General features: G+C 68.5%; 18 protein-coding genes and 1 other RNA gene. 12 read left to right on the top strand and 7 right to left on the bottom strand.

Features of this window, described 5'->3' with window-relative positions; translation table 11 throughout:
* Positions 1-11: 11 nt before the first annotated feature.
* From FFT10_RS15995 to FFT10_RS15970, 6 genes are all read left to right on the top strand, one after another.
* Complete coding sequence (locus FFT10_RS15995) at positions 12-722, top strand: TetR/AcrR family transcriptional regulator (RefSeq protein WP_373282536.1); 711 nt, start codon at positions 12-14, stop codon at positions 720-722.
* 70 nt (positions 723-792) lie between these two features.
* Positions 793-2,583, top strand: a complete 1,791-nt coding sequence (locus FFT10_RS15990; protein ID WP_137733850.1) for an acyl-CoA dehydrogenase C-terminal domain-containing protein — start codon at positions 793-795, stop codon at positions 2,581-2,583.
* Between the two features lie 31 nt (positions 2,584-2,614).
* The gene (locus tag FFT10_RS15985; RefSeq protein ID WP_137733849.1) at positions 2,615-3,049 is read left to right on the top strand and encodes a DUF2147 domain-containing protein; all 435 of its coding nucleotides are present in this window, start codon (positions 2,615-2,617) and stop codon (positions 3,047-3,049) included.
* 28 nt (positions 3,050-3,077) lie between these two features.
* On the top strand, positions 3,078-5,459 hold the full coding sequence (locus FFT10_RS15980; RefSeq protein ID WP_137733848.1) for a 3-hydroxyacyl-CoA dehydrogenase/enoyl-CoA hydratase family protein: 2,382 nt from the start codon (positions 3,078-3,080) through the stop codon (positions 5,457-5,459).
* A gap of 16 nt (positions 5,460-5,475) precedes the next feature.
* Positions 5,476-6,675 carry an acetyl-CoA C-acyltransferase gene (locus FFT10_RS15975; RefSeq protein ID WP_137733847.1) on the top strand — a complete coding sequence of 400 codons (1,200 nt, stop codon included), beginning with the start codon at positions 5,476-5,478 and terminating at the stop codon, positions 6,673-6,675.
* 2 nt (positions 6,676-6,677) lie between these two features.
* Positions 6,678-7,439, top strand: coding sequence for an enoyl-CoA hydratase (locus FFT10_RS15970; RefSeq protein WP_137733846.1), 762 nt, complete (start codon positions 6,678-6,680; stop codon positions 7,437-7,439).
* A gap of 12 nt (positions 7,440-7,451) precedes the next feature.
* Here FFT10_RS15970 and FFT10_RS15965 read toward each other — a convergent pair whose 3' ends face one another.
* Entirely contained in the window at positions 7,452-7,877 is a 426-nt protein-coding gene (locus FFT10_RS15965; RefSeq protein ID WP_137733845.1) for an acyl-CoA thioesterase, read from the bottom strand.
* Between the two features lie 67 nt (positions 7,878-7,944).
* On the opposite strand from FFT10_RS15965, the gene FFT10_RS15960 reads away from it, so the two are divergent.
* Complete coding sequence (locus FFT10_RS15960) at positions 7,945-9,759, top strand: ABCB family ABC transporter ATP-binding protein/permease (protein ID WP_137733844.1); 1,815 nt, start codon at positions 7,945-7,947, stop codon at positions 9,757-9,759.
* A gap of 55 nt (positions 9,760-9,814) precedes the next feature.
* On the opposite strand, the gene FFT10_RS15955 is transcribed toward FFT10_RS15960, so the two are convergent.
* Entirely contained in the window at positions 9,815-10,531 is a 717-nt protein-coding gene (locus tag FFT10_RS15955) for a PEP-CTERM sorting domain-containing protein (RefSeq protein WP_137733843.1), read from the bottom strand.
* Positions 10,532-10,713: 182 nt separating this feature from the next.
* Here FFT10_RS15955 and FFT10_RS15950 point away from each other — a divergent pair, with 182 nt between their 5' ends.
* Positions 10,714-11,628, top strand: a complete 915-nt coding sequence (locus tag FFT10_RS15950; protein ID WP_137733842.1) for a LysR substrate-binding domain-containing protein — start codon at positions 10,714-10,716, stop codon at positions 11,626-11,628.
* Between the two features lie 56 nt (positions 11,629-11,684).
* Here the strand turns inward: FFT10_RS15950 and FFT10_RS15945 are convergent, their stop codons facing one another.
* The 4 genes from FFT10_RS15945 to FFT10_RS15930 form a co-directional block, all read right to left on the bottom strand.
* A complete protein-coding gene (locus FFT10_RS15945) occupies positions 11,685-12,428 on the bottom strand; it encodes an amino acid ABC transporter ATP-binding protein (protein ID WP_137733841.1) in 744 nt (247 codons plus the stop codon).
* 5 nt (positions 12,429-12,433) lie between these two features.
* Positions 12,434-13,537, bottom strand: coding sequence for an amino acid ABC transporter permease (locus tag FFT10_RS15940; RefSeq protein ID WP_137733840.1), 1,104 nt, complete (start codon positions 13,535-13,537; stop codon positions 12,434-12,436).
* Position 13,538: 1 nt separating this feature from the next.
* Positions 13,539-14,720, bottom strand: a complete 1,182-nt coding sequence (locus tag FFT10_RS15935; RefSeq protein ID WP_137733839.1) for an amino acid ABC transporter permease — start codon at positions 14,718-14,720, stop codon at positions 13,539-13,541.
* Between the two features lie 108 nt (positions 14,721-14,828).
* Positions 14,829-15,869 carry an amino acid ABC transporter substrate-binding protein gene (locus FFT10_RS15930; protein WP_137733838.1) on the bottom strand — a complete coding sequence of 347 codons (1,041 nt, stop codon included), beginning with the start codon at positions 15,867-15,869 and terminating at the stop codon, positions 14,829-14,831.
* Positions 15,870-16,051: 182 nt separating this feature from the next.
* Here FFT10_RS15930 and pyrC point away from each other — a divergent pair, with 182 nt between their 5' ends.
* Together pyrC and FFT10_RS15920 are read left to right on the top strand one after the other, a co-directional pair.
* Positions 16,052-17,086 (top strand): dihydroorotase, encoded by a 1,035-nt coding sequence (gene pyrC / locus FFT10_RS15925; RefSeq protein WP_137733837.1) that lies wholly within the window; start codon positions 16,052-16,054, stop codon positions 17,084-17,086.
* On the top strand, positions 17,083-17,847 hold the full coding sequence (locus tag FFT10_RS15920; RefSeq protein ID WP_174246124.1) for a DUF3025 domain-containing protein: 765 nt from the start codon (positions 17,083-17,085) through the stop codon (positions 17,845-17,847). Before pyrC ends, FFT10_RS15920 begins: the two co-directional genes overlap by 4 nt.
* Here FFT10_RS15920 and cysK read toward each other — a convergent pair.
* Positions 17,792-18,709, bottom strand: a complete 918-nt coding sequence (gene cysK, locus FFT10_RS15915) for a cysteine synthase A (RefSeq protein ID WP_137733836.1) — start codon at positions 18,707-18,709, stop codon at positions 17,792-17,794. The two genes, FFT10_RS15920 and cysK, sit on opposite strands and share 56 nt — an antisense overlap.
* A gap of 56 nt (positions 18,710-18,765) precedes the next feature.
* On the opposite strand from cysK, the gene rnpB reads away from it, so the two are divergent.
* Both rnpB and FFT10_RS15905 read left to right on the top strand, forming a co-directional pair.
* An RNA gene (gene rnpB, locus FFT10_RS15910) (RNase P RNA component class A) lies at positions 18,766-19,098 on the top strand.
* 58 nt (positions 19,099-19,156) lie between these two features.
* Positions 19,157-20,362, top strand: a complete 1,206-nt coding sequence (locus FFT10_RS15905) for a multidrug effflux MFS transporter (protein WP_137733835.1) — start codon at positions 19,157-19,159, stop codon at positions 20,360-20,362.
* The last annotated feature ends 11 nt before the right edge of the window (positions 20,363-20,373 follow it).

Raw genomic sequence — 20,373 nt, 5'->3', positions numbered from 1 at the left:
CGCCGAGCACCGTGTCCGCACATCCCCTGCCTGTCGACCCCGAGGCGCCCGCCGCGCGCAAGCGCACTGCTGCTGCCAGCAACGCCGTCCGTTCCCTGCACAAGGGCCAGCAGACCCGTGCCGCCATCCTGGAGGCCGCGCTGTCGCAGGCCTCGCACATGGGGCTGGAAGGGCTGTCCATCGGCGCGCTGGCCGAGGTGACCGGCATGAGCAAGTCGGGCGTGTTCGCCCATTTCGGCTCACGCGAGGAACTGCAGATCGCGGTGATCCGCGAGTACCACACCCGCTTCGAGGATGAGGTGTTCTTCCCTGCGGTGCGGGAGCAGCGCGGCCTGCCGCGGCTGCGCGCCTTGTTCGACCGCTGGGTCAAGCGCGTGTCGGTGGAACTGGATTCAGGCTGCATCTACATCAGCGGCGCGGTCGAGTTCGACGACCGGCCCGGCCCGGTGCGCGACGCCCTGGCCAGCATGGTGCGCGACTGGCAATCGGCGCTGGAGCGCGCGATCCGCCTGTCGATCGAGGCCGGCCACCTGCGCGCCGACACCGACACCCTGCAGATGCTGTTCGAGGTGCACGGCCTGATCCTGGCACTGCACCACGACGCCCGCTTCCTGCGCATCCCTGGTGCGGTCGACCGCGCCCGCAAGGGCTTCGACCGCATCGTGCAGTTCTACCTGCAGGCCGAGCCGGCAGCGCCCCTGGCGCGCGGCACGGCCCGCTGAGCCCGCGTTTCCCTGTCCCCCAGGCGGCCCAGCCGGGCCGCGTTCCACTGTCCCGCTCCAGGAGCAAGCCATGCCCCAGTACACCCCGCCGATCCGTGACATGCAGTTCCTGCTGCACGAGGTGCTCGACGCCGTGCCCACGCTGCAGGCCCTGCCGCCCCATGCCGACATCGATGCCGACACGCTGAATGCGGTGCTGTCCGAGGGCGGCAAGTTCGCCGCCGAGGTGGTCACGCCGCTGAACCTGCCGGGTGATGCCGAGGGCTGCCATCTCGACAAGACCACCCATGCGGTGACCGCGCCCAAGGGCTACAAGCAGGCCTATGCGCAATACGTGGAAGGCGGCTGGCCGGCGCTGAGCTGCGACCCGGCCTACGGCGGCCAGGGCCTGCCGCTGGTGCTGAACCAGTGCTTCTACGAAATGCTGAACTCTGCCGGCCAGGCCTGGACCATGTACCCCGGCCTGAGCCATGGCGCCTACGAATGCCTGCATGCCCACGGCACGGCCGAGCAGAAGGCGCTGTACCTGCCCAAGCTGACCAGCGGCCAGTGGACCGGCACCATGTGCCTGACCGAGCCGCACTGCGGCACCGACCTGGGCTTGCTGCGCACCAAGGCCGAACCCCAGGCCGATGGCAGCTACCGCATCACCGGCCAGAAGATCTTCATCAGCGCCGGCGAGCACGACCTGGCCGAGAACATCGTGCACCTGGTGCTGGCCCGCCTGCCGGATGCACCGGCCGGCAGCAAGGGCATCTCGCTGTTCATCGTGCCCAAGTTCCACGTCAACCCCGATGGCACGCTGGCCGACCGCAACGGCATTTTCTGCGGCGCGCTGGAGCACAAGATGGGCATCCACGGCAACGCCACCTGCCAGATGGTGCTGGACGGCGCCGTGGGCACCCTGGTGGGCCAGCCGAACAAGGGCCTGGCGGCGATGTTCGTGATGATGAACGCCGCCCGCCTGGGCGTGGGCAACCAGAGCCTGGGCCTGACCGAGGTGGCCTACCAGAACGCCGTGGCCTACGCGAAAGACCGCATCCAGATGCGCTCGCTCTCCGGCGTGAAGGCGGCCGACAAGCCGGCCGACCCGATCATCGTGCACCCGGATGTGCGCAAGATGCTGCTGACCGCCCGCGCCTATGCCGAGGGCGCCCGCGCGATGCTGACCTACACCGCGCTGCAGCTGGATGTGCTGGTGTCCACCGACGATGAGGATCAGCGACAGGAGGCCGACGACATCGTGGCCCTGCTCACGCCCATCGTGAAGGCCTTCGTCACCGACAACGGCTGGACGGCCACCAGCGCCTGCCAGCAGGTGTTCGGCGGCCATGGCTACATCCATGAGTGGGGCATGGAGCAGTTCGTGCGCGATGCCCGCATCAACATGATCTACGAAGGCACCAACACCATCCAGAGCCTGGACCTGCTGGGCCGCAAGGTGCTGGGCGACAACGGCAAGAAGCTGAAGAAGTTTGGCAAGCTGATCGCCGCCTTCGTGGAAGAGGAAGGCGTGCGCGAGGACATGCAGGAGTTCGTCAATCCGCTGGCCGACCTGGGCGACAAGGTGACCAAGCTCACCACCGAGCTGGGCATGAAGGCCTTCGGCAACCCCGACGAGGTGGGCGCCGCGGCGGTGGACTACCTGCGCGTGGTGGGCCACCTGTGCTTTGCCTACTTCTGGGCCCGCATGGCGAAGGTGGCGCTGGACAAGCAGCACAGTGGCGATCCGTTCTACACCGCCAAGCTGCACACCGCCCGCTTCTACTTCGCCAAGCTGCTGCCCGAGACGGCCACGCTGATCCGCACCGCCCGTGCCGGCGTGTCGCCGTTGATGGCGATGGACGAAGCCCTGTTCTGACCCCACCGACCACCCTGACCGGAGACAAGCCATGAAGAAGCTGCTGATCACCCTGGCCCTGGCCGCTGCCGCCGGCACGGCCCTCGCCCAAGCGACGCCGGTGGGCCTGTGGAAGACCATCGACGACGAGACCAAGACCGAGAAGTCGCTGGTGCGCATCACCGAGGCCGGTGGCGTGCTCAACGGCCGTGTCGAGAAGTTCCTGGATCCCAAGACCAAGGCCGACGCGGTGTGCGAGAAATGCACCGACGAGCGCGCCGGCAAGCCGGTGCTGGGCATGACCATCATCCGCGGCGCCAAGGCCGATGGTGACCGTCAGCACTGGGAAGGCGGCGAGATCCTCGACCCGAACAACGGCAAGGTCTACAAGCTGCGCCTGAAGCCGGTGGACGGCGGCAAGGCGCTGGAGGTGCGCGGCTACATCGGCCCGTTCTTCCGCAACCAGCAGTGGCAACGTGTGGAATGACCACGTGCACCCACAACAAGGAACCACGATGAACCGTTTCAATGTCCGCAAGGTGGCCGTGCTTGGCGCCGGCGTGATGGGTGCGCAGATCGCCGCCCATCTGGTGAATGTGAAGGTGCCGGTGGTGCTGTTCGACCTGCCGGCGAAAGAAGGCCCGAAGAACGGCATCGGCCTGAAGGCCATCGAGGGCCTGAAGAAGTTGAAGCCCAGCCCCATCGGCGTGGCCGGTGACCTGGCGCTGATCCAACTGGCCAACTACGACGAGCACCTGCACCTGCTGGCCGGCTGCGACCTGGTGATCGAGGCCATCGCCGAGCGGCTGGACTGGAAGCTGGACCTCTACACCAAGGTGGCGCCGCACCTGGCGCCCGGCGCCATCGTGGCCAGCAACACCTCGGGTCTGTCGATCACCAAGTTGAGCGAAGTGCTTCCCGAAGCGCTGCGCCCGCGCTTCTGCGGCATCCACTTCTTCAATCCGCCGCGCTACATGCAGCTGGTGGAGCTGATCCCCACCGCCGCCACGCAGCCGCAGATCCTGGACGACCTGGAAACCTTCGTCACCCGCAGCCTGGGCAAGGGCGTGGTGCGGGCCAAGGACACGCCCAACTTCGTGGCCAACCGGGTGGGCATCGCCGGCATGCTGGGCACGATTGCCGAAGCCGCCAAGGCCGGCCTGGGCTACGACGTGGTCGACGACCTCACCGGCAAGAAGCTGGGCCGCGCCAGCAGCGGCACCTTCCGCACCGCCGACGTGGTGGGCATCGACACCCTGGCGCATGTGGTGAAGACCATGCAGGACAACCTGCAGGCCGACCCGTTCTACGCCAGCTATGCCACGCCCGACGCGGTGGCCAAGCTGATCGCTGCCGGCGCCCTGGGCCAGAAGACCGGCGCCGGCTTCTACAAGAAGGTGGGCAAGGACATCCTGCAGTTCAGCGCCGCCACCGGCGAGTACGTGAAGGCCGGCGGCAAGGCCGACGCCCTCATCGACCGCATCCTGAAGAAGCCCGCACCCGAGCGGCTGAAGCTGCTGCGTGAATCGACCAACCCGCAGGCGCAGTTCCTGTGGGCCATCCAGCGCAATGCCTTCCACTATGTGGCGGTGCACCTGGCCGACATCGCCGAATCCGCCCGCGAGGTGGACCTGGCCATGCGTTGGGGCTTCGGCATGCAGCAAGGCCCGTTCGAACTGTGGCAAGCCGCGGGCTGGCAGCAGGTGGCCACCTGGGTGCAGGAAGACATCGACGCCGGCAAGGCACTGAGCAGCGCGCCGCTGCCGGCCTGGGTGTTCGATGGCCGCACCGGGGTGCACACCGCCGAAGGCTCCTGGAGCGCCGCCCAGGGCCGCATGGTCCCGCGCAGCAGCCTGCCGGTCTACCAACGCCAGCACTTCCCCGAGGCACTGGGCGGCGAGGGCGCCACGCCCTTCATCCAGTCAGGCACCGAAGTCTTCAAGAACGACGAGATCCGCCTGTGGACGCTGGACGGCAGCGTGCTGATCGCCAGCATCACCAGCAAGATGCACCTGATCGGCCCCGGCGTGATCGAGGGCCTGCTGAAGGCGGTGGAACTGGCCGAGGGCCAGTACGACGGCCTGGTGCTGTGGAGCGGTGACGAGCCGTTCTCGGCCGGCGCCAACCTCGAGGCGATGCTGCCCACCTTCATGAAGCTGGGCGCCAAGGGCATCGCGCCCGAGATCCAGAAGCTGCAGGATGCCCTGCTGCGCCTGCGCTACGCCAGCGTGCCCACGGTGGCAGCCATGCGCGGCCTGGCCCTGGGCGGCGGCTGCGAGATCGCGGTGCACTGCGCCAAGCGCGTGGCCCACCTGGAAACCTATGTCGGCCTGGTGGAAGTGGGCGTGGGCCTGATCCCCGGCGGTGGCGGCCTCACCTACATCGCCCGCCGCGCCGCCGAGAACGCGGCTGCGGCCAACAGCACCGACTTGCTGGCCTTCTTGAAGGACGGCTTCCAGGCCGCGGCCACGGCCAAGGTGGGCACCAGCGCGCTGGAAAGCCGCCAGCTGGGCTACCTGCTGGCCGACGACGTGGTGGTGGCGCACAAGGACGAGCTGCTGTTCACCGCCATCGCCCAGGCCAAGGCCATGGCCGCCAGCAACTGGCGCGCGCCGCTGAAGGCCCAGTTCCCGGTGGCCGGCCGCTCGGCCATCGCCACCATCCAGGCGCAGCTGGTCGGCATGCGTGACGGCGGCTTCATCAGCGCGCACGACTTCCACATCGCCAGCCTGATCGCCGACGTGGTGTGCGGCGGTGCGGTGGAAGCCGGGTCCATGGTGACCGAGGAGTACCTGATGGCGCTGGAGCGCAAGCACTTCTGCAGCCTGCTGGAGCATCCCAAGTCGCAGGAACGGATCATGGGCCTGCTGCAGACCGGCAAGCCTGTTCGCAACTGATCGGCGGAGACATCCCATGAGCAAGCAACTTCAAGACGCCTACATCGTCGCCGCCAGCCGCACGCCCATCGGCCGCAGCCACCGCGGCTTCTTCCGCAACACCCGGCCCGACGACCTGCTGGTGGCCGCCATCCAGGCCGCGCTGGCGCAAGTGCCGGGGCTGGACCCGAAAGCCATCGAGGACGCCATCGTCGGCTGCGCCATGCCCGAGGCCGAGCAGGGCGCCAACATCGCCCGCATCGGCGCGCTGCTGGCGGGGTTGCCGAACAGCGTGGGTGGCGTGACGGTCAACCGCTTCTGTGCCTCGGGCCTGACCGCCATCCAGATGGCGGCGGACCGCATCCGCGTCGGCGAGGCCGACGTGATGATCGCCGCCGGCGCCGAGAGCATGAGCATGGTGCCGATGACCGGCAACAAGCCCTCGTTCAACCCGGCCGTCTTCACCAACGACGAAAACGTCGGCATCGCCTACGGCATGGGCCTGACCGCCGAGAAGGTGGCCAACCAGTGGAAGGTGAGCCGCGAGGACCAGGACGCCTTCGCGCTGCAAAGCCACCTGAAGGCCATCGCCGCCCAGCAGGCCGGCGCGTTTGCCGACGAGATCTGCCCGGTGCAGGTGGTCGAGCGCACGCCCGATCTGGCCACCGGAGAGGTCAACATCCGCGCCCGCACCGTCAGCCTGGACGAAGGCCCGCGCGCCGAGACCACGCTGGAGGCGCTGGCCAAGTTGCGCACGGTGTTCGCGGCCAAGGGCAGCGTCACCGCCGGCAACAGCAGCCAGACCAGCGATGGCGCCGGTGCGCTGATCCTGGCCAGCGAGGCGGCGGTGAAGCGCTTCGACCTGAAGCCGCTGGCGCGTTTCGTCAGCTTCGCCTCCCGCGGCGTGCCGCCCGAGATCATGGGCATCGGCCCGATCGAGGCCATCCCCGCGGCGCTGAAGAGCGCGGGCCTGAGCCTGGCCGACATGGGCTGGATCGAGCTGAACGAGGCCTTTGCCGCGCAGGCGCTGGCCGTCATCCGCACCGTGGGCCTGAACCCCGACGTGGTCAACCCGATGGGCGGTGCCATCGCCCTGGGCCACCCACTGGGCGCCACCGGCGCCATCCGCGCGGCCACCGTGGTCCATGCGCTGCGCCGCCACCAGTTGAAGTACGGCATGGTGACGATGTGCGTGGGCACCGGCCAGGGCGCGGCCGGCATCTTCGAAAGGGTGTGACCATGACCATCCGCACTGCCACCCTGAACAAGGTGCTGACGATCGAGATCGCCCGCCCCGAGAAGAAGAACGCGCTGACCCAGGCGATGTACACCGCCATGGCCGAGGCGCTGGAAGCCGCCAACGGCGATGCCAGCGTGCGCAGCGTGCTGATCACCGGCCAGCCCGGCATCTTCACCTCGGGCAACGACATCGACGACTTCATGCAGCGCCCGCCGCAGGGCGACGACACGCCGGTGGCCCGCTTCATGCGCGCGCTGCTGGATTGCGACAAGCCGGTGGTGGCGGCGGTCACCGGCGCCGCGGTCGGCATCGGCACCACATTGCTGCTGCACTGCGACCTGGTCTATGTCAGCGACGAGGCCCGCCTGGCCATGCCCTTCGTCAGCCTGGGCCTGGTGCCCGAGTACGCCAGCAGCCTGGTGCTGCCGGCGCTGATCGGCCATGCCAAGGCGGCCGAGAAGCTGATGCTGGGCGAGCCCTTCAGCGGCAGCGATGCGGTGGACTGCGGCATCGCCAACGCGGTGCTGCCGGCCGGCGAGGTGGTGAACCACGCCCGCCGCATGGCCGAGCGCTTCAACGCCCTGGCGCCTGGCGCCGTGGCCGACACCAAGCGCCTGATGCGCGCGCCCCAGCGCGCCCGCATCCGCGAGGTGATGGCCGCCGAGGGCGCGCTGTTCGGCCAGCGCCTGCGCAGCCCCGAGGCCACCGAGGCCTTCCAGGCCTTCTTCCAGAAGCGCAAGCCCGACTTCAGCAAGTTCTGACCAGCCGGACGGTCAGTCCTTCGGGATCGGCCGCGGCTTGCCCTGGCCGTCGATGGCGACGTAGGTGAGGTTGGCCTCGGTCACCTTCACCACTTGCAGGTTGGCCGGGTTGCGCTCGGCGAACACCTCCACATGCACCGTGATGCTGGTGTTGCCCACCCGGGTGATGCGGGCGTAGAAGCTGACGAGGTCGCCCACCGACACCGGCTGCTTGAAGATGAACTGGTTGACTGCCACGGTGGCGATGCGGCCGCGGGCGATGCGCGAGGGCAGCACCGCGCCGGCCAGGTCCACCTGGGCCATCAGCCAGCCGCCGAAGATGTCGCCATTGCCGTTGACGTCGGCCGGCAGCGGCATCACCCGCAGCACCAGCTCGCTGCCATCGGGCAAACTGGTGGGCCCTGTCAGGGGCTGCCGGGGGCTTGCGGGATCGGGCATCGGCATCACCTGGGTGCTGTTCTTGGCAGGCCATTCTTCCACGCCGCCTGACTGATCCGCCCTGACCATGCGCCGCTCCGCCCCCGCCATTGCCCTGCCCACGCCGGCCTCGCCCGGCGCCCCCCGCTCCGACTGGCAGACGCTGCGCAAGGTGCTGCCCTATCTGTGGCAATACCGCTGGCGGGTGGGCCTGGCGCTGGGCTTTCTGCTGGCGGCCAAGATGGCCAACGTGGGTGTGCCGGTGCTGCTGAAGTACCTGGTCGACGCGCTGGCGCTGAAGCCGGGCGACGTGCGCGCCGTGCTGGTGGTGCCCATCGGCCTGCTGCTGGCCTATGCCGCACTGCGCCTGTGCACCAGCCTGTTCACCGAGCTGCGCGAGCTGGTGTTCGCCAAGGTCAGCTTCGGCGCCAGCAAGCAGATCGCGCTGGAGGTGTTCAGCCACATGCATGCGCTGAGCCTGCGCTTCCACCTGGAACGCCAGACCGGCGGGCTGACGCGTGACATCGAGCGCGGCACCCGGGCGCTGCAGAGCCTGGTCAGCTACTCGCTGTACTCCATCGTGCCCACGCTGGTGGAGGTGACGCTGGTGCTGGCCTTCCTGGGCTGGAAGTTCGACATGGGCTATGTGTGGATCACGCTGACCGCGCTGGTGGCCTACATCACCTTCACCGTCAGCGTGACCGAGTGGCGCAACAAGTTCCGCCGCGAGATGAACGAGTTGGACAGCAGCGCCAACACCCGGGCCATCGACGCGCTGCTGAACTTCGAGACGGTGAAGTACTTCAACAACGAGGCCTTCGAGGCCGCGCGCTACGAGAAGGGGCTGGAGTCCTTCCGCCGCGCCCAGGTGAAGAGCCAGACCACGCTGTCGATGCTCAACACCGGTCAGCAGCTGATCATCGCGCTGAGCCTGGTCGCCATGCTTTGGCGTGCAACGCAGGGGGTGGTGGAGGGCCGCCTGACCCTGGGCGACCTGGTCATGATCAACGCATTCCTCATCCAGCTCTACATCCCCCTGAACTTCCTGGGCGTGCTGTACCGCGAAGTCAAGCAGAGCCTGACCGACCTCGACCGCATGTTCAGCCTGCTGGAACGCGACCGCGAGGTGGCCGATGCGCCCGGCGCGCCGCCGCTGGCGGTGACCGAAGGTGTGGTGCGCTTCGAGGACGTGCGCTTCGCCTACGACCCCGCCCGCCCCATCCTTCACGGCATCAGCTTCGAGATCCCGGCCGGCAAGACGGTGGCGGTGGTCGGCCCGTCCGGCGCCGGCAAGAGCACGCTGGCGCGGCTGCTGTACCGCTTCTACGACGTGACCGACGGCCGCATCACCATCGACGGCCAGGACATCCGCAGCGTGCAGCAGGCCAGCCTGCGCCAGGCCATCGGCATCGTGCCGCAGGACACGGTGCTGTTCAACGACACCGTGGGCTACAACATCGGCTACGGCCGCACCGGCTCCACCCCGGCCGAGGTGGAGGCGGCAGCCCGCGCTGCGCACATCCACGATTTCATCGCCAGCACGCCCAAGGGCTATGCCACGATGGTGGGCGAACGGGGCCTGAAGCTGTCCGGCGGCGAGAAGCAGCGGGTGGCCATCGCCCGCACCCTGCTGAAGAACCCGCCGGTGCTGATCTTCGACGAGGCCACCTCGGCGCTGGACTCCGCCAACGAGCGGGCCATCCAGGCCGAACTGAAGAGCGCGGCGCTGGGCAAGACGGCCCTGGTGATCGCCCACCGCCTGTCCACTGTGGCCGATGCGCACGAGATCGTGGTGCTCGACGGCGGCCGGGTGGTCGAACGCGGCACCCATGCCGACCTGCTGGCCCGCGGTGGGCGCTATGCGGAGATGTGGCGGCTGCAGCAGGCCGACGAAAACGCCTGAGCTTCGGGCATGAAAAAGCCCGCCGGCGGCGGGCTCGTTCAGGATCAGACGGGGATCAGCTGCGGCGGCGGCTGGCAGCACCGGCAGCCAGCAGGGCCAGCCCGACCAGGCCGTAGCCGGCTGGCTCAGGGACCGGAACAGTGACGCCACCCATGACGATCGCCATGTTGTCGAGCCCCAGCGTCGAGGCGCCCACACTGAACTCCAGCGAGACCACTTCGCCCAGCGTGTCGAACTCCGTCAGCATGTCGATCAGCTGCCCGGTCTGCCATGCCTTGGAACCGGCGCCGAAGTTGTCGGAGATGTCTGTCTTGCCGTCACGACCGGTGGCAGTCAGCTTGAGGCCCGAATCCGTGTTGGTGAACAGATCCAGGGTGATCGACTTGAAGTAGCCGCTGGGGAACAGCTTCTCGTCGACCGACAGCACGATCGAACTGCCTCTGTCGGCCGAGAAGTCACGGTTCAGCAGGAACCCGCCCTCGTTGCACTTGCCCGAGAGGGAACCGCAGTAGTTTCCCTTCGGGTTGGCTTCGTCGAACTCCTCGGGCCGGATGTCAGCGGGCGCCTTGATCAACATGTTCCAGCCGTAGCCCCACGCACCCGACAGCTTCAGCCCCTTCAACGCGGTCGGCTTGACCGGCTCCAGCTTGCCGACAGCATCCTTGCCTTCGGCTTCGAAGTCCAGATCGAACGTCGGCGCCGCGGACACACCCGCAGACAGTGCAAACAGCGCAATGGCCAGGGCGGTGGAACGTCGTACGGTTGTCATCATGTGTCCTGCTGGATCTGTGGGGTGATTCCGCGGTGGGCTGATAGCCGAAACGGAACGGTAAGTGTGATGGACTGTATCGAACGACTGTGACCGATGCCTCGCTCCGGCCCCCTTTGTTCAAGGGGGGTCGGCCCGGCCGGCCCCTTGAATGGTGGGTCGATTGCGACTATTACACTGACCCGGTGGAAACCAAGTGGCTTGAAGACTTCGTCAGCCTGGCGGAGACACGCAGCTTCTCGCGGTCGGCCCAGCTGCGGCATGTCACCCAACCGGCGTTCTCGCGGCGCATCCAGGCGCTGGAGGCCTGGGCCGGCGTCGATCTGGTCGACCGCTCGTCCTATCCCACGCGGCTGACCTCGGCCGGCGAGACCCTGCACGCACAGGCGCTGGAGATCCTGGTGGCGCTGCAGTCGGCGCGCAACCTGATGCGCAGCCACCGTGCCAGCGGGCAGGACGTGATCGAGTTCGCCATCCCGCACACCCTGGCCTTCACCTTCTTCCCGCACTGGCTGATGGAGCTGCGCCAGCGCTTCGGCAGCGTCAAGACCCGGCTGATCGCGCTGAACGTGCACGATGCGGTGCTGCGGCTCACCGAAGGCGGCTGCGACCTGCTGATCGCCTACCACCACCCGTCGCAGCCGCTGCAGCTCAGCCCCGACCGCTACGAGATGCTGTCGCTGGGCCGCGAGACCCTGGCCGCCTATGCCAAGGCCGACGCGGCCGGCCAGCCGCTGTTCTTCCTGGCCGCCGGCGGTGCGCCGGTGCCGCTGCTGGCCTATGCCTCGGGCGCCTACATGGGCCACATGGTCGAGCAGATCATCCGCCAGATGCCGGTGGCGCCCGCGCTGGAGACCACCTACGAGACCGACATGGCCGAGGGCCTGAAGGCCATGGCGCTGGAAGGCCACGGCCTGGCCTTCCTGCCGGCCAGCTCGGTGCGGCAGGAGCTCAAGTCCCGCCGGCTGGTGGCCGCCGCGCCGCCCGGCGTGGGCGAGCTGACCATGGAAGTGCGCATCTACCGCGAGCGCCCCGAAGTGGCGCGCCACACCAAGCCTGCCGCGCAGGCGCTGTGGGATTTCCTGCGCCAGGCGACCTGATCTGGGGCGGTTGGGGCGGGCCATCCGCCCCACGTGCAATGCCCGTGCCGGCGCGGTCAGTGGCCGAGAATCTTGGACAGGAAGTCCTTGGTGCGGTCGCTCTGCGGGTTGTCGAAGAAGGCATGCGGCGCGTTCTGCTCGACGATCTGGCCCTGGTCCATGAAGATCACCCGGTTGGCCACGGCCTTGGCGAAGCCCATCTCATGGGTCACGCACAGCATGGTGATGCCGCCCTCGGCCAGCTCGATCATCACGTCGAGCACTTCCTTGATCATCTCCGGGTCGAGCGCCGAGGTGGGCTCGTCGAACAGCATGATCTTGGGCGTCAGGCACAGCGCGCGGGCGATGGCCACGCGCTGCTGCTGGCCGCCCGAGAGTTGCAGCGGGTACTTGCCCGCCTGCTCGGCGATGCGCACCCGCTTCAACTGGGCCATGGCCCGCTCCTCGGCCTCCTTCTTGGGCATCTTGCCCACCCACATCGGCGCCAGGGTCAGGTTCTCCAGCACCGTGAGGTGGGGGAACAGGTTGAACTGCTGGAAAACCATGCCGACGTTCTTGCGGATGGCCTCGATGGCCTTCACATCGTCGGTCAGCTCCACGCCGTCGACCTTCAGCGTGCCCTGCTGGTGTTCTTCCAGCCGGTTGATGCAGCGGATCAGCGTGCTTTTGCCGGAGCCCGACGGCCCGCAGATGACGATGCGCTCGCCCTTGGCGACCGACAGGTCGATGTCACGCAGCACGTGGAAGCTGTTGCCGTACCACTTGTTGACTTTTTCGAACGTGATGATGGGTTCGGACATGGTGATTACCGGTTCTTGCTGAGTGACAGCCGCTTCTCGATCCACAGGCTGTAGCGCGACATCGAGAAGCAGAAGGCGAAGTAGATGGCGGCGATGAACAGATAGGCCTCGATCTTGAACGGCCGCCAGTCGGCGTCGGAGTTCAGCGCCAGGCCCATCGCGCCGGTCAGCTCATAGAGGCTGACGATGGTCACCAGCGAGGTGTCCTTGAAGATCGAGATGAAGTTGTTCATCACGCCCGGCACCACCAGGGCCAGCGCCTGCGGCAGGATGATCTTGCGCTGGGCCTGCCAGTAGCTCAGGCCCAGGGTGTCGGCGGCCTCCTGCTGGCCCTTGGGGATGGCCTGCAGGCCGCCGCGCACGATCTCGGCCATGTAGGCCGCCGCGAACAGCGTGATGCCCACCAGCACCCGCAGCAGCACGTCCACCGTGGTGCCCGGCGGCATGAACAGCGGGAACATGAAGCTGGCCATGAACAGCACGCTGATCAGGGGCACGCCGCGGATCAGCTCGACGTAGATCACGCAGATGGTCTTGATCGCCGGCATCTTGCTGCGCCGCCCCAGCGCCACCAGGATGGACAGCGGGAACGCGAAGACGATGGACAGCGTGGCCAGCATGATGGTCAGCGGCAGGCCGCCCCAGCGGTCGGTCTCCACCGGCGCCAAGCCCAGCACGCCGCCCTTCATCAACGTGAAGAACAGCGCCAGCACGGCCACCCACAGCAGCAGCAGCCAGGGCTTCCAGAAGGTGCGCACGCAGCTCACCACCAGCAGCGCCACCAGGGCGATGGTGGCCAGCTCCGGCCGCCACTGCTGCTCGAACGGATAGCGGCCGAAGATGATGAGCCGGTACTTCTCGGTGATCACGCCCCAGCAGGCCCCCACGCCGCGTGCGGCCTGGCACTGCTCGGCGTTGGCAACCACCACCGCCTTGAACACGGCCCAGTCCAGCAGCGGCGGAATCAGCCAGGCCGCCAGGCCCAGCATCACGATGGTGGCCACCGAGCTGGGCAGGTTGCCGAACAGGTTGCGGCGCATCCAGGGCACCAGGCCCTCGGTCTTGACCGGCGCGGGGCGCGGCTCGATGGAGACAAAGGTGGTCGTCATCTCATCGCTCCTTGATCGCCGAGCGGGTGTTGTACCAATTCATGATGCCCGAGGTGGTCAGCGAGGTGGTCAGGTAGACCAGCATGATCAGCGCGATGCATTCCACCGCGCGGCCGGTCTGGTTGATGGCGGTGTTGCTGATCGAGACCACGTCGGGGTAGCCGATGGCCACCGCCAGCGACGAGTTCTTGGTCAGGTTCAGGTACTGGTTGGTCATCGGCGGGATGATCACCCGCAGGGCCTGCGGCAGCACCACCAGACGCATCTGCTGGCCCTTGCCCAGGCCCAGGGCGCCCGAGGCCTCGCTCTGTCCGCGGGGCACCGAAGCGATGCCGGCACGCACCACTTCGGCGACGAAGGCAGCGGTGTAGAAGGTCAGGCCGAGCAGCACAGAGATGAACTCCGGCGTCAGCGAGCTGCCGCCCTCGACCGCCACATCGCCGGCCTTGGGCAGGTTCCACTCCATCGGCGCGCCACCCGCCAGCCAGCCCACCAGCGTGCCGCCGATCAGCAGGCCGATGCTGGGCAGCAGCACCGGCCGCACCTGGCCGGTGGCCTCGAACAGCGTGCGCGCCTTGCGCGCCCACAGCCACGACAGCACGGCGCCGGCCACCAGGCCCAGCGCGGCCAACGCCTGGCCGGTGCCCCACACCGGCACCGGATAGGACAGCCCGCCCTTGCTGAGGAACACCAGCCCGCCCAGGTTCATCGGCTCGTCCGGGTTCGGCAGCATTTCGGTCAGCACCAGGTACCAGACCAGCAGTTGCAGCAGCACCGGCACGTTGCGGAACAGCTCCACGTAGCCGTAGCACAGGCCACGGACGATGGCGTTGTTGGAGAAGCGGCCCACGCCGATCAGCGTGCCCAGCAACGTGGTGAGCACGATGCCGACGATGGCCACCCGCAGCGTGTTGAGCACGCCCACCAGGAAGGCTTTCCAGTACGGGTCGACCGACTCGTAGGGGATCAGCAGCTCGCCGATGTCGAAACCGGCTGGGCCGGTGAGGAAGTCGAAGCCGCTCTGGATGCCGCGCACACGCATGTTTTCCAGCGTGTTGTGCGCCAGGAACCACACGCCCAGGGCGATCAGGCCCAGGGCCAGCACCTGGTAGAGGATGGCGCGCACGGCGCGGCTGCGCAGCGACCAGTCGCGTGTCTTGGGAGGGGCGGCACGGGCCGTCATGGACAAAGCTCCTTCAGCCTGGGGACATCGGCTGCCGAGGAATCGGGGGGTCTTGCGGGGAGGGGGGAGCCGGCGCGCGCGGAGTCGGCGCGCCGGCAGCCGGGGGTGTTACCGCACCGGCGGGGCGTACATGAAGCCGCCCTTGTTCCAGAGGTTGTTGTTGCCGCGGGGCATGCCCAGCGCGCTCTTCGGGCCGACATTGCGCTCGAAGATCTCGCCGTAGTTGCCCACCGCCTTGATGGCGTTGGCGGCCCAGCTCTTGTCCAGGCCCAGCAGCTTGCCGGTGTCCTCGGTGGTGCCCAGGATGCGGCCGACCACCGGGTCGGTGCTGCTCTTGGCCAGTTCGTCCACCTTGGCCTGGGTGATGCCGTACTCCTCGGCCTCGATCAGTGCATACACGACCCACTTGGCGATGGCGAAGAACTCGTCGTCACCGCGGCGCACGCTGGGGCCCAGCGGCTCCTTGGAGATCAGCTCGGGCAGGATCAGGTGCTCGGCCGGGTTCTTGGCTTCCTTGTTGCGGATCGAGGCCAGGCCCGAGGCGTCGGTGGTGAAGGCCTGGCAGCGGCCGCTGAAATAGGCGCTGGTCGAGGCTTCCTGCTTCTCGAACACCACCGGCTTGATGCCCAGGTTGTTGGCACGGGAGAAGTCGGTCAGGTTCTTCTCGGTGGTGGTGCCCGATTGCACGCAGACCGTGGCGCCCTTGAGCTGCTTGGCGCTCTTGATCTTGCCCTTGGCCGGCACCATGAAGCCCTGGCCGTCATAGTAGGTGGTGCCGGTGAAGTGCATGCCCAGCGAGGCGTCGCGGGTCAGCGTCCAGGTGGTGTTGCGGCTGAGGATGTCGATCTCGCCGGACTGCAGGGCGGTGAAGCGCTGCTGGGCATTCAGCGGCACGTACTTGACCTTGTTCGGGTCGCCCAGCATGGCGGCGGCGATGGCCTTGCAAACGTCGACATCGAGGCCGGACCAGTTGCCCTGGCTGTCGGCTGCGGAGAAGCCGGCCAGGCCGGTGTTGACGCCGCAGATCAGTTGGCCGCGGGCCTTGATCGCGTCGACAGTCTTGCCCGCCTGGGCGGGCAGGGCGGCCAAGCCGAGCACCGCGGTGGTGCAAACGGTTGCGAAAAGGGTCTTGGCGGTCAGTTTCGTCATGAAGATGGCTCCTGGTGGGTTCCTCGCTCGTGGATGCCAGGCCTCGGGGGCCTGCCTTTGAGCGTGGCGCAGTGTAGCGAGGCAAGAACCGTGCTCACCCTCGCGCTTCTACGTAGCATGGGGTCATGCGCGGCGCGCATGGGACGCCGCTGGCGCGGCGGACCGGGTGCCAGAATCCGGCCATGACCGACATCCTCACCTTCACCCGGCCCGACGACTGGCACCTGCATGTGCGCGACGGCGCCGCCATGGCGGCCGTGGTGCCGGCCACGGCGCGGCAGTTCGCCCGCGCCATCATCATGCCCAACCTGCGCCCGCCGGTGACCACCGCAGCCGCCGCGGCGGCCTACCGCGACCGCATCCGCGCTGCGGTGCCGGCCGGCGTCGACTTCACGCCGCTGATGACGCTGTACCTGACCGACAACCTGGCGGTCGACGAGATCGCACGCGCGGCCGACGCCGGCGTGGTGGCGCTCAAGCTCTACCCGGCCGGCGCCACCACCAACAGCGATGCCGGCGTCACCGACATCCGCAAGACGTACAAGGTGCTGGAAGCGATGCAGAAGGCCGGCCTGAAGCTGCTGGTGCACGGCGAGGTGACCGACGGCGAGATCGACCTGTTCGACCGCGAGGCGGTGTTCATCGACCGGGTGATGCGGCCGCTGCGCGCCGACTTTCCGGAACTGAAGGTGGTGTTCGAGCACATCACCACCCAGGAGGCGGCGCAGTATGTGGCCGAGGCTGGCCCGCACACCGCAGCCACCATCACCGCCCACCACCTGCTCTACAACCGCAATGCCATCTTCATGGGGGGCCTGCGGCCGCACTACTACTGCCTGCCGGTGCTCAAGCGCGAGGTGCACCGCCGCGCGCTGGTGGCGGCGGCCACCTCCGGCAGCAGCCGGTTCTTCCTGGGCACCGACAGCGCGCCGCATGCCAGCCAGATGAAGGAGGCCAGCGTCTGCGGTGCCGGCTGCTTCACCGCGCTGAGCGCGCTGGAGCTGTATGCCGAGGCCTTCGACGCAGTGGGCGCACTCGACAAGCTGGAGGGCTTTGCCAGCCACCACGGGCCGGATTTCTACGGCTTGCCGCGCAACACCGGTACGGTGACGCTGCGCCGCGAGCCCCTCCAGTTGCCCGAGGCTGTGCCCTTCGGCGATGCGCAGCTCAAGCCCCTGCGCGGCGGCGAAACCCTGGCCTGGCGGCAGACCGCCTGAGCTTGCCGATCGACCTGACCGGCCCCTGGCTGGCGCCGCTGCAGCCGGCGCTGGCGGCGGCCTGGGCCGCCTGGCAGGCCGGCGCGCCGGTGGCTGCCGCGCTGAATGCGCAACGGCTGGCAGACGGCGCGGTCATGCGCCTGGACGCCGGCCCGCTGCAGTTCGTGCCGCAGACCGCGCTGCCGGACGGCGAGGCCTACGAGGCCTTCATCCACCGCAGCGCCAGCGTGCCCACGCGCGACAACCCGCATGACTTCTTCAACGGCCTGGTGTGGCTGTCGCAACCCGCGCTCAAGCGGCGGTTGAATGCGCTGCAGGCCGCCGCCCTGGCACGCAACGGCGTGCAACCCCGCCGCGGCCCGCTGCGGGATGCGCTGACGCTGTTCGATGAAAACGGCGCACTGCTGCAGGCGCCGCCGCCGCTGTGGCAGGCGCTGCGCCAGCGCGACTGGAACGCACTCTTCATCACCCACCGCCCGCTGTGGGCCGAGGCACGGCTGACACTCGTTGGCCATGCCCTGCTGGAACAGCTGGCCACCGCGCCGCGCAAGCCGCTGACGGCCCATGTGCTGCCGGCCGAGGCGGTGCTGGCGATGGACGAGGCGGCCTGGGCGGCCAAGCCGTTCAGCCCGCTGCCGGTGCTGGGCGTGCCGGGCTGGTGGCCGGCGAATGCCGACCCGGTGTTCTACGCCGATGTCGCGGTCTTCAGGCCGGCAGGAAGCCTTCGATCGACAGGTAGCGCTCGCCGGTGTCGTAGTTGAAGCCCAGCACCCGGGCGCCGGCGCCCAGTTCTGGCAGCTTCTGGGCAATGGCCGCCAGCGTGGCGCCGCTGCTGATGCCCACCAGCATGCCTTCTTCGCGGGCCGAGCGGCGGGCCATCTCGCGGGCCGCTTCGGCATCCACCTGCACCACGCCGTCGAGCAGTTCGGTCTTCAGGTTGGTGGGGATGAAGCCGGCGCCGATGCCCTGGATCGGGTGCGGGCTGGGCGCGCCGCCGCTGATCACCGGGCTGGCGCTGGGCTCCACCGCAAACACCTTCAGGCCGGGCCACCTGGCCTTCAGCACCTGGGCGCAGCCCGTGAGGTGGCCGCCCGTGCCCACGCCGGTGATGATGGCGTCCAGGCCCTCGGGGAAGTCGGCCGCGATCTCCTCGGCCGTGGTGCGCACATGCACCGCGATGTTGGCCGGGTTCTCGAACTGTTGCGGCATCCAGGCGCCGGGCGTCTGGGCCACCAGCTCTTGCGCCCGGGCGATCGAGCCCTTCATGCCCTTCTCGCGCGGCGTCAGGTCGAAGCTGGCGCCGTAGGCCAGCATCAGGCGGCGGCGCTCCACGCTCATGCTGTCGGGCATGACCAGCACCAGCTTGTAGCCCTTGACCGCGGCCACCATGGCCAGGCCGATGCCGGTGTTGCCGCTGGTCGGTTCGATGATGGTGCCGCCGGGCTTCAGCGCGCCGCTGCGCTCGGCATCCTCGACCATCGCCAGCGCGATGCGGTCCTTGATCGAGCCGCCGGGGTTGCTGCGCTCGCTCTTGATCCACACGTTGGCGCCAGCGCCGAACAGGCGGTTGATGCGCACATGCGGGGTGTGGCCGATGGTGGCCAGGATGTTGTCGGCTTTCATGCTGTTGATCTCCTTGCAGCAGGCTTCAGTTGGGCCTGCCGCGATAATCGCATGGTGAAGCAAGCCAGACCGCCGCTGGGGCAAGCACCGAAAGGTGGCCCTGGAGGAAGGTCCGGACTGCACAGAGCGGCGTAGCAGTTAACGGCTGCCCACCGTGAGGTGAGGATCAGAGCAACAGAGACGAGCCGATTCAGTTCGGGTGAAACGGGCAATCTCTACGCGCAGCAACACCGAATAGGCACACGTTGATCCGGCTCGGGGAGTGTGCGGGTAGGTGGCACCGAGCCGGTGGGGCGACCCCCGGCCCAGAGGAATGGCGGTCACGGCGTCGGCGCTCCGCAAGGGGCGCCGGCGCTGCACAGAATCCGGCCTATCGGCTCGCTTCACACTAATCCTGGCCGGCAGCCCCATCGGGCTGCCGGCTGTCCTTTTTGCTGTGAGCCACGCTTGAATCCCGACGCCAAGACCCTCTGGCCGCACCCGCAATGGGTGCTGGCCGCGCTGCTGGCTGCCCTGGGCACGCTGGGGCCGTTCTCGATCGACACCTACCTGCCGGCGTTCTCCGGCATCGCGCGCTCGCTGCAGGCCACGCCGGCGCAGATGCAGCAGACACTGTCGGCCTACCTGTTCGGCTTTGCGCTGATGAACCTGTTCCACGGTGCGCTGTCCGACCGCTTCGGCCGCCGGCCGGTGGTGCTGTGGGGGCTGGCGGTGTTCACGCTGGGCTCGCTGGGCTGCGCGCTGAGCCAGAGCATCGCCCAGCTGGTGGCCTTCCGCGCACTGCAGGGCCTGTCGGCCGGCGCCGGCGTGGTGGTCTCGCGGGCCATCATCCGCGACATGTTCCCGCCGGCCGACGCCCAGCGGGTGATGTCGCAGGTGACCATCTTCTTCGGCGTGGCGCCGGCGATCGCGCCGGTGCTGGGCGGCCTGCTGTTCGTGGCCGCCGACTGGCATGCGATCTTCTGGCTGCTGGTGGGCGTGGGCCTGCTGCTGCTGGTGCTGGCCGCACGCTGGCTGCCCGAGACGCTGCATGTCTCGGCCCGCCAGTCGTTCGCGCCCGGGCCGCTGCTGCGGGCCTACGGCGCGCTGGTGCGCAATCCGCGCTTCGGCCTGCTGGTGCTGGCCAGCGGTGTGCCGTTCAACGGCATGTTCCTGTACGTGCTGTCGGCGCCGGAATGGCTGGGCACCCACCTGCAGCTGGCGCCCACGCAGTTCTTCTGGTTCTTCCTGCTCAGCATCGGCGGCATCATGGCCGGTGCCGCCGTCAGCGGCCGCCTGGCCGGGCGCTGGCCACCGCGGCGGCAGATCCGCTGGGGCTTTGCCATCATGCTGGCCTGCTCGCTGGTCAATGTGGCACTGAACGCCACGCTGGCGCCGCACCCCGCCTGGGCGCTGATCCCGGTGTCGGTGTTTGCCTTCGGCTGGGCGCTGATGGTGCCGGTGGTCACGCTGATGGTGCTGGACCTGGCGCCCGAGCGGCGCGGCATGGCCAGCAGCCTGCAGGCCTGCGTGGGCAGCGCCGCCAACGGTCTGGTGGCCGGCGTGGTGGCGCCGCTGGTCATGCATTCCACGCTGGGGCTGGCGCTGGCCTCGCTGGCGCTGATGCTGGTGGGCCTGGTGGCTTGGTTGTTCATCCAGCGCGTGCCCGCCTGATCTCAAGAAGC

This window comes from Pseudaquabacterium pictum, from assembly GCF_005403045.1.
Taxonomy (GTDB): domain Bacteria; phylum Pseudomonadota; class Gammaproteobacteria; order Burkholderiales; family Burkholderiaceae_C; genus Pseudaquabacterium; species Pseudaquabacterium pictum.
Note: the sequence above shows the minus strand (reverse complement) of the source record. Positions and strands in the feature narration are given on the sequence as shown.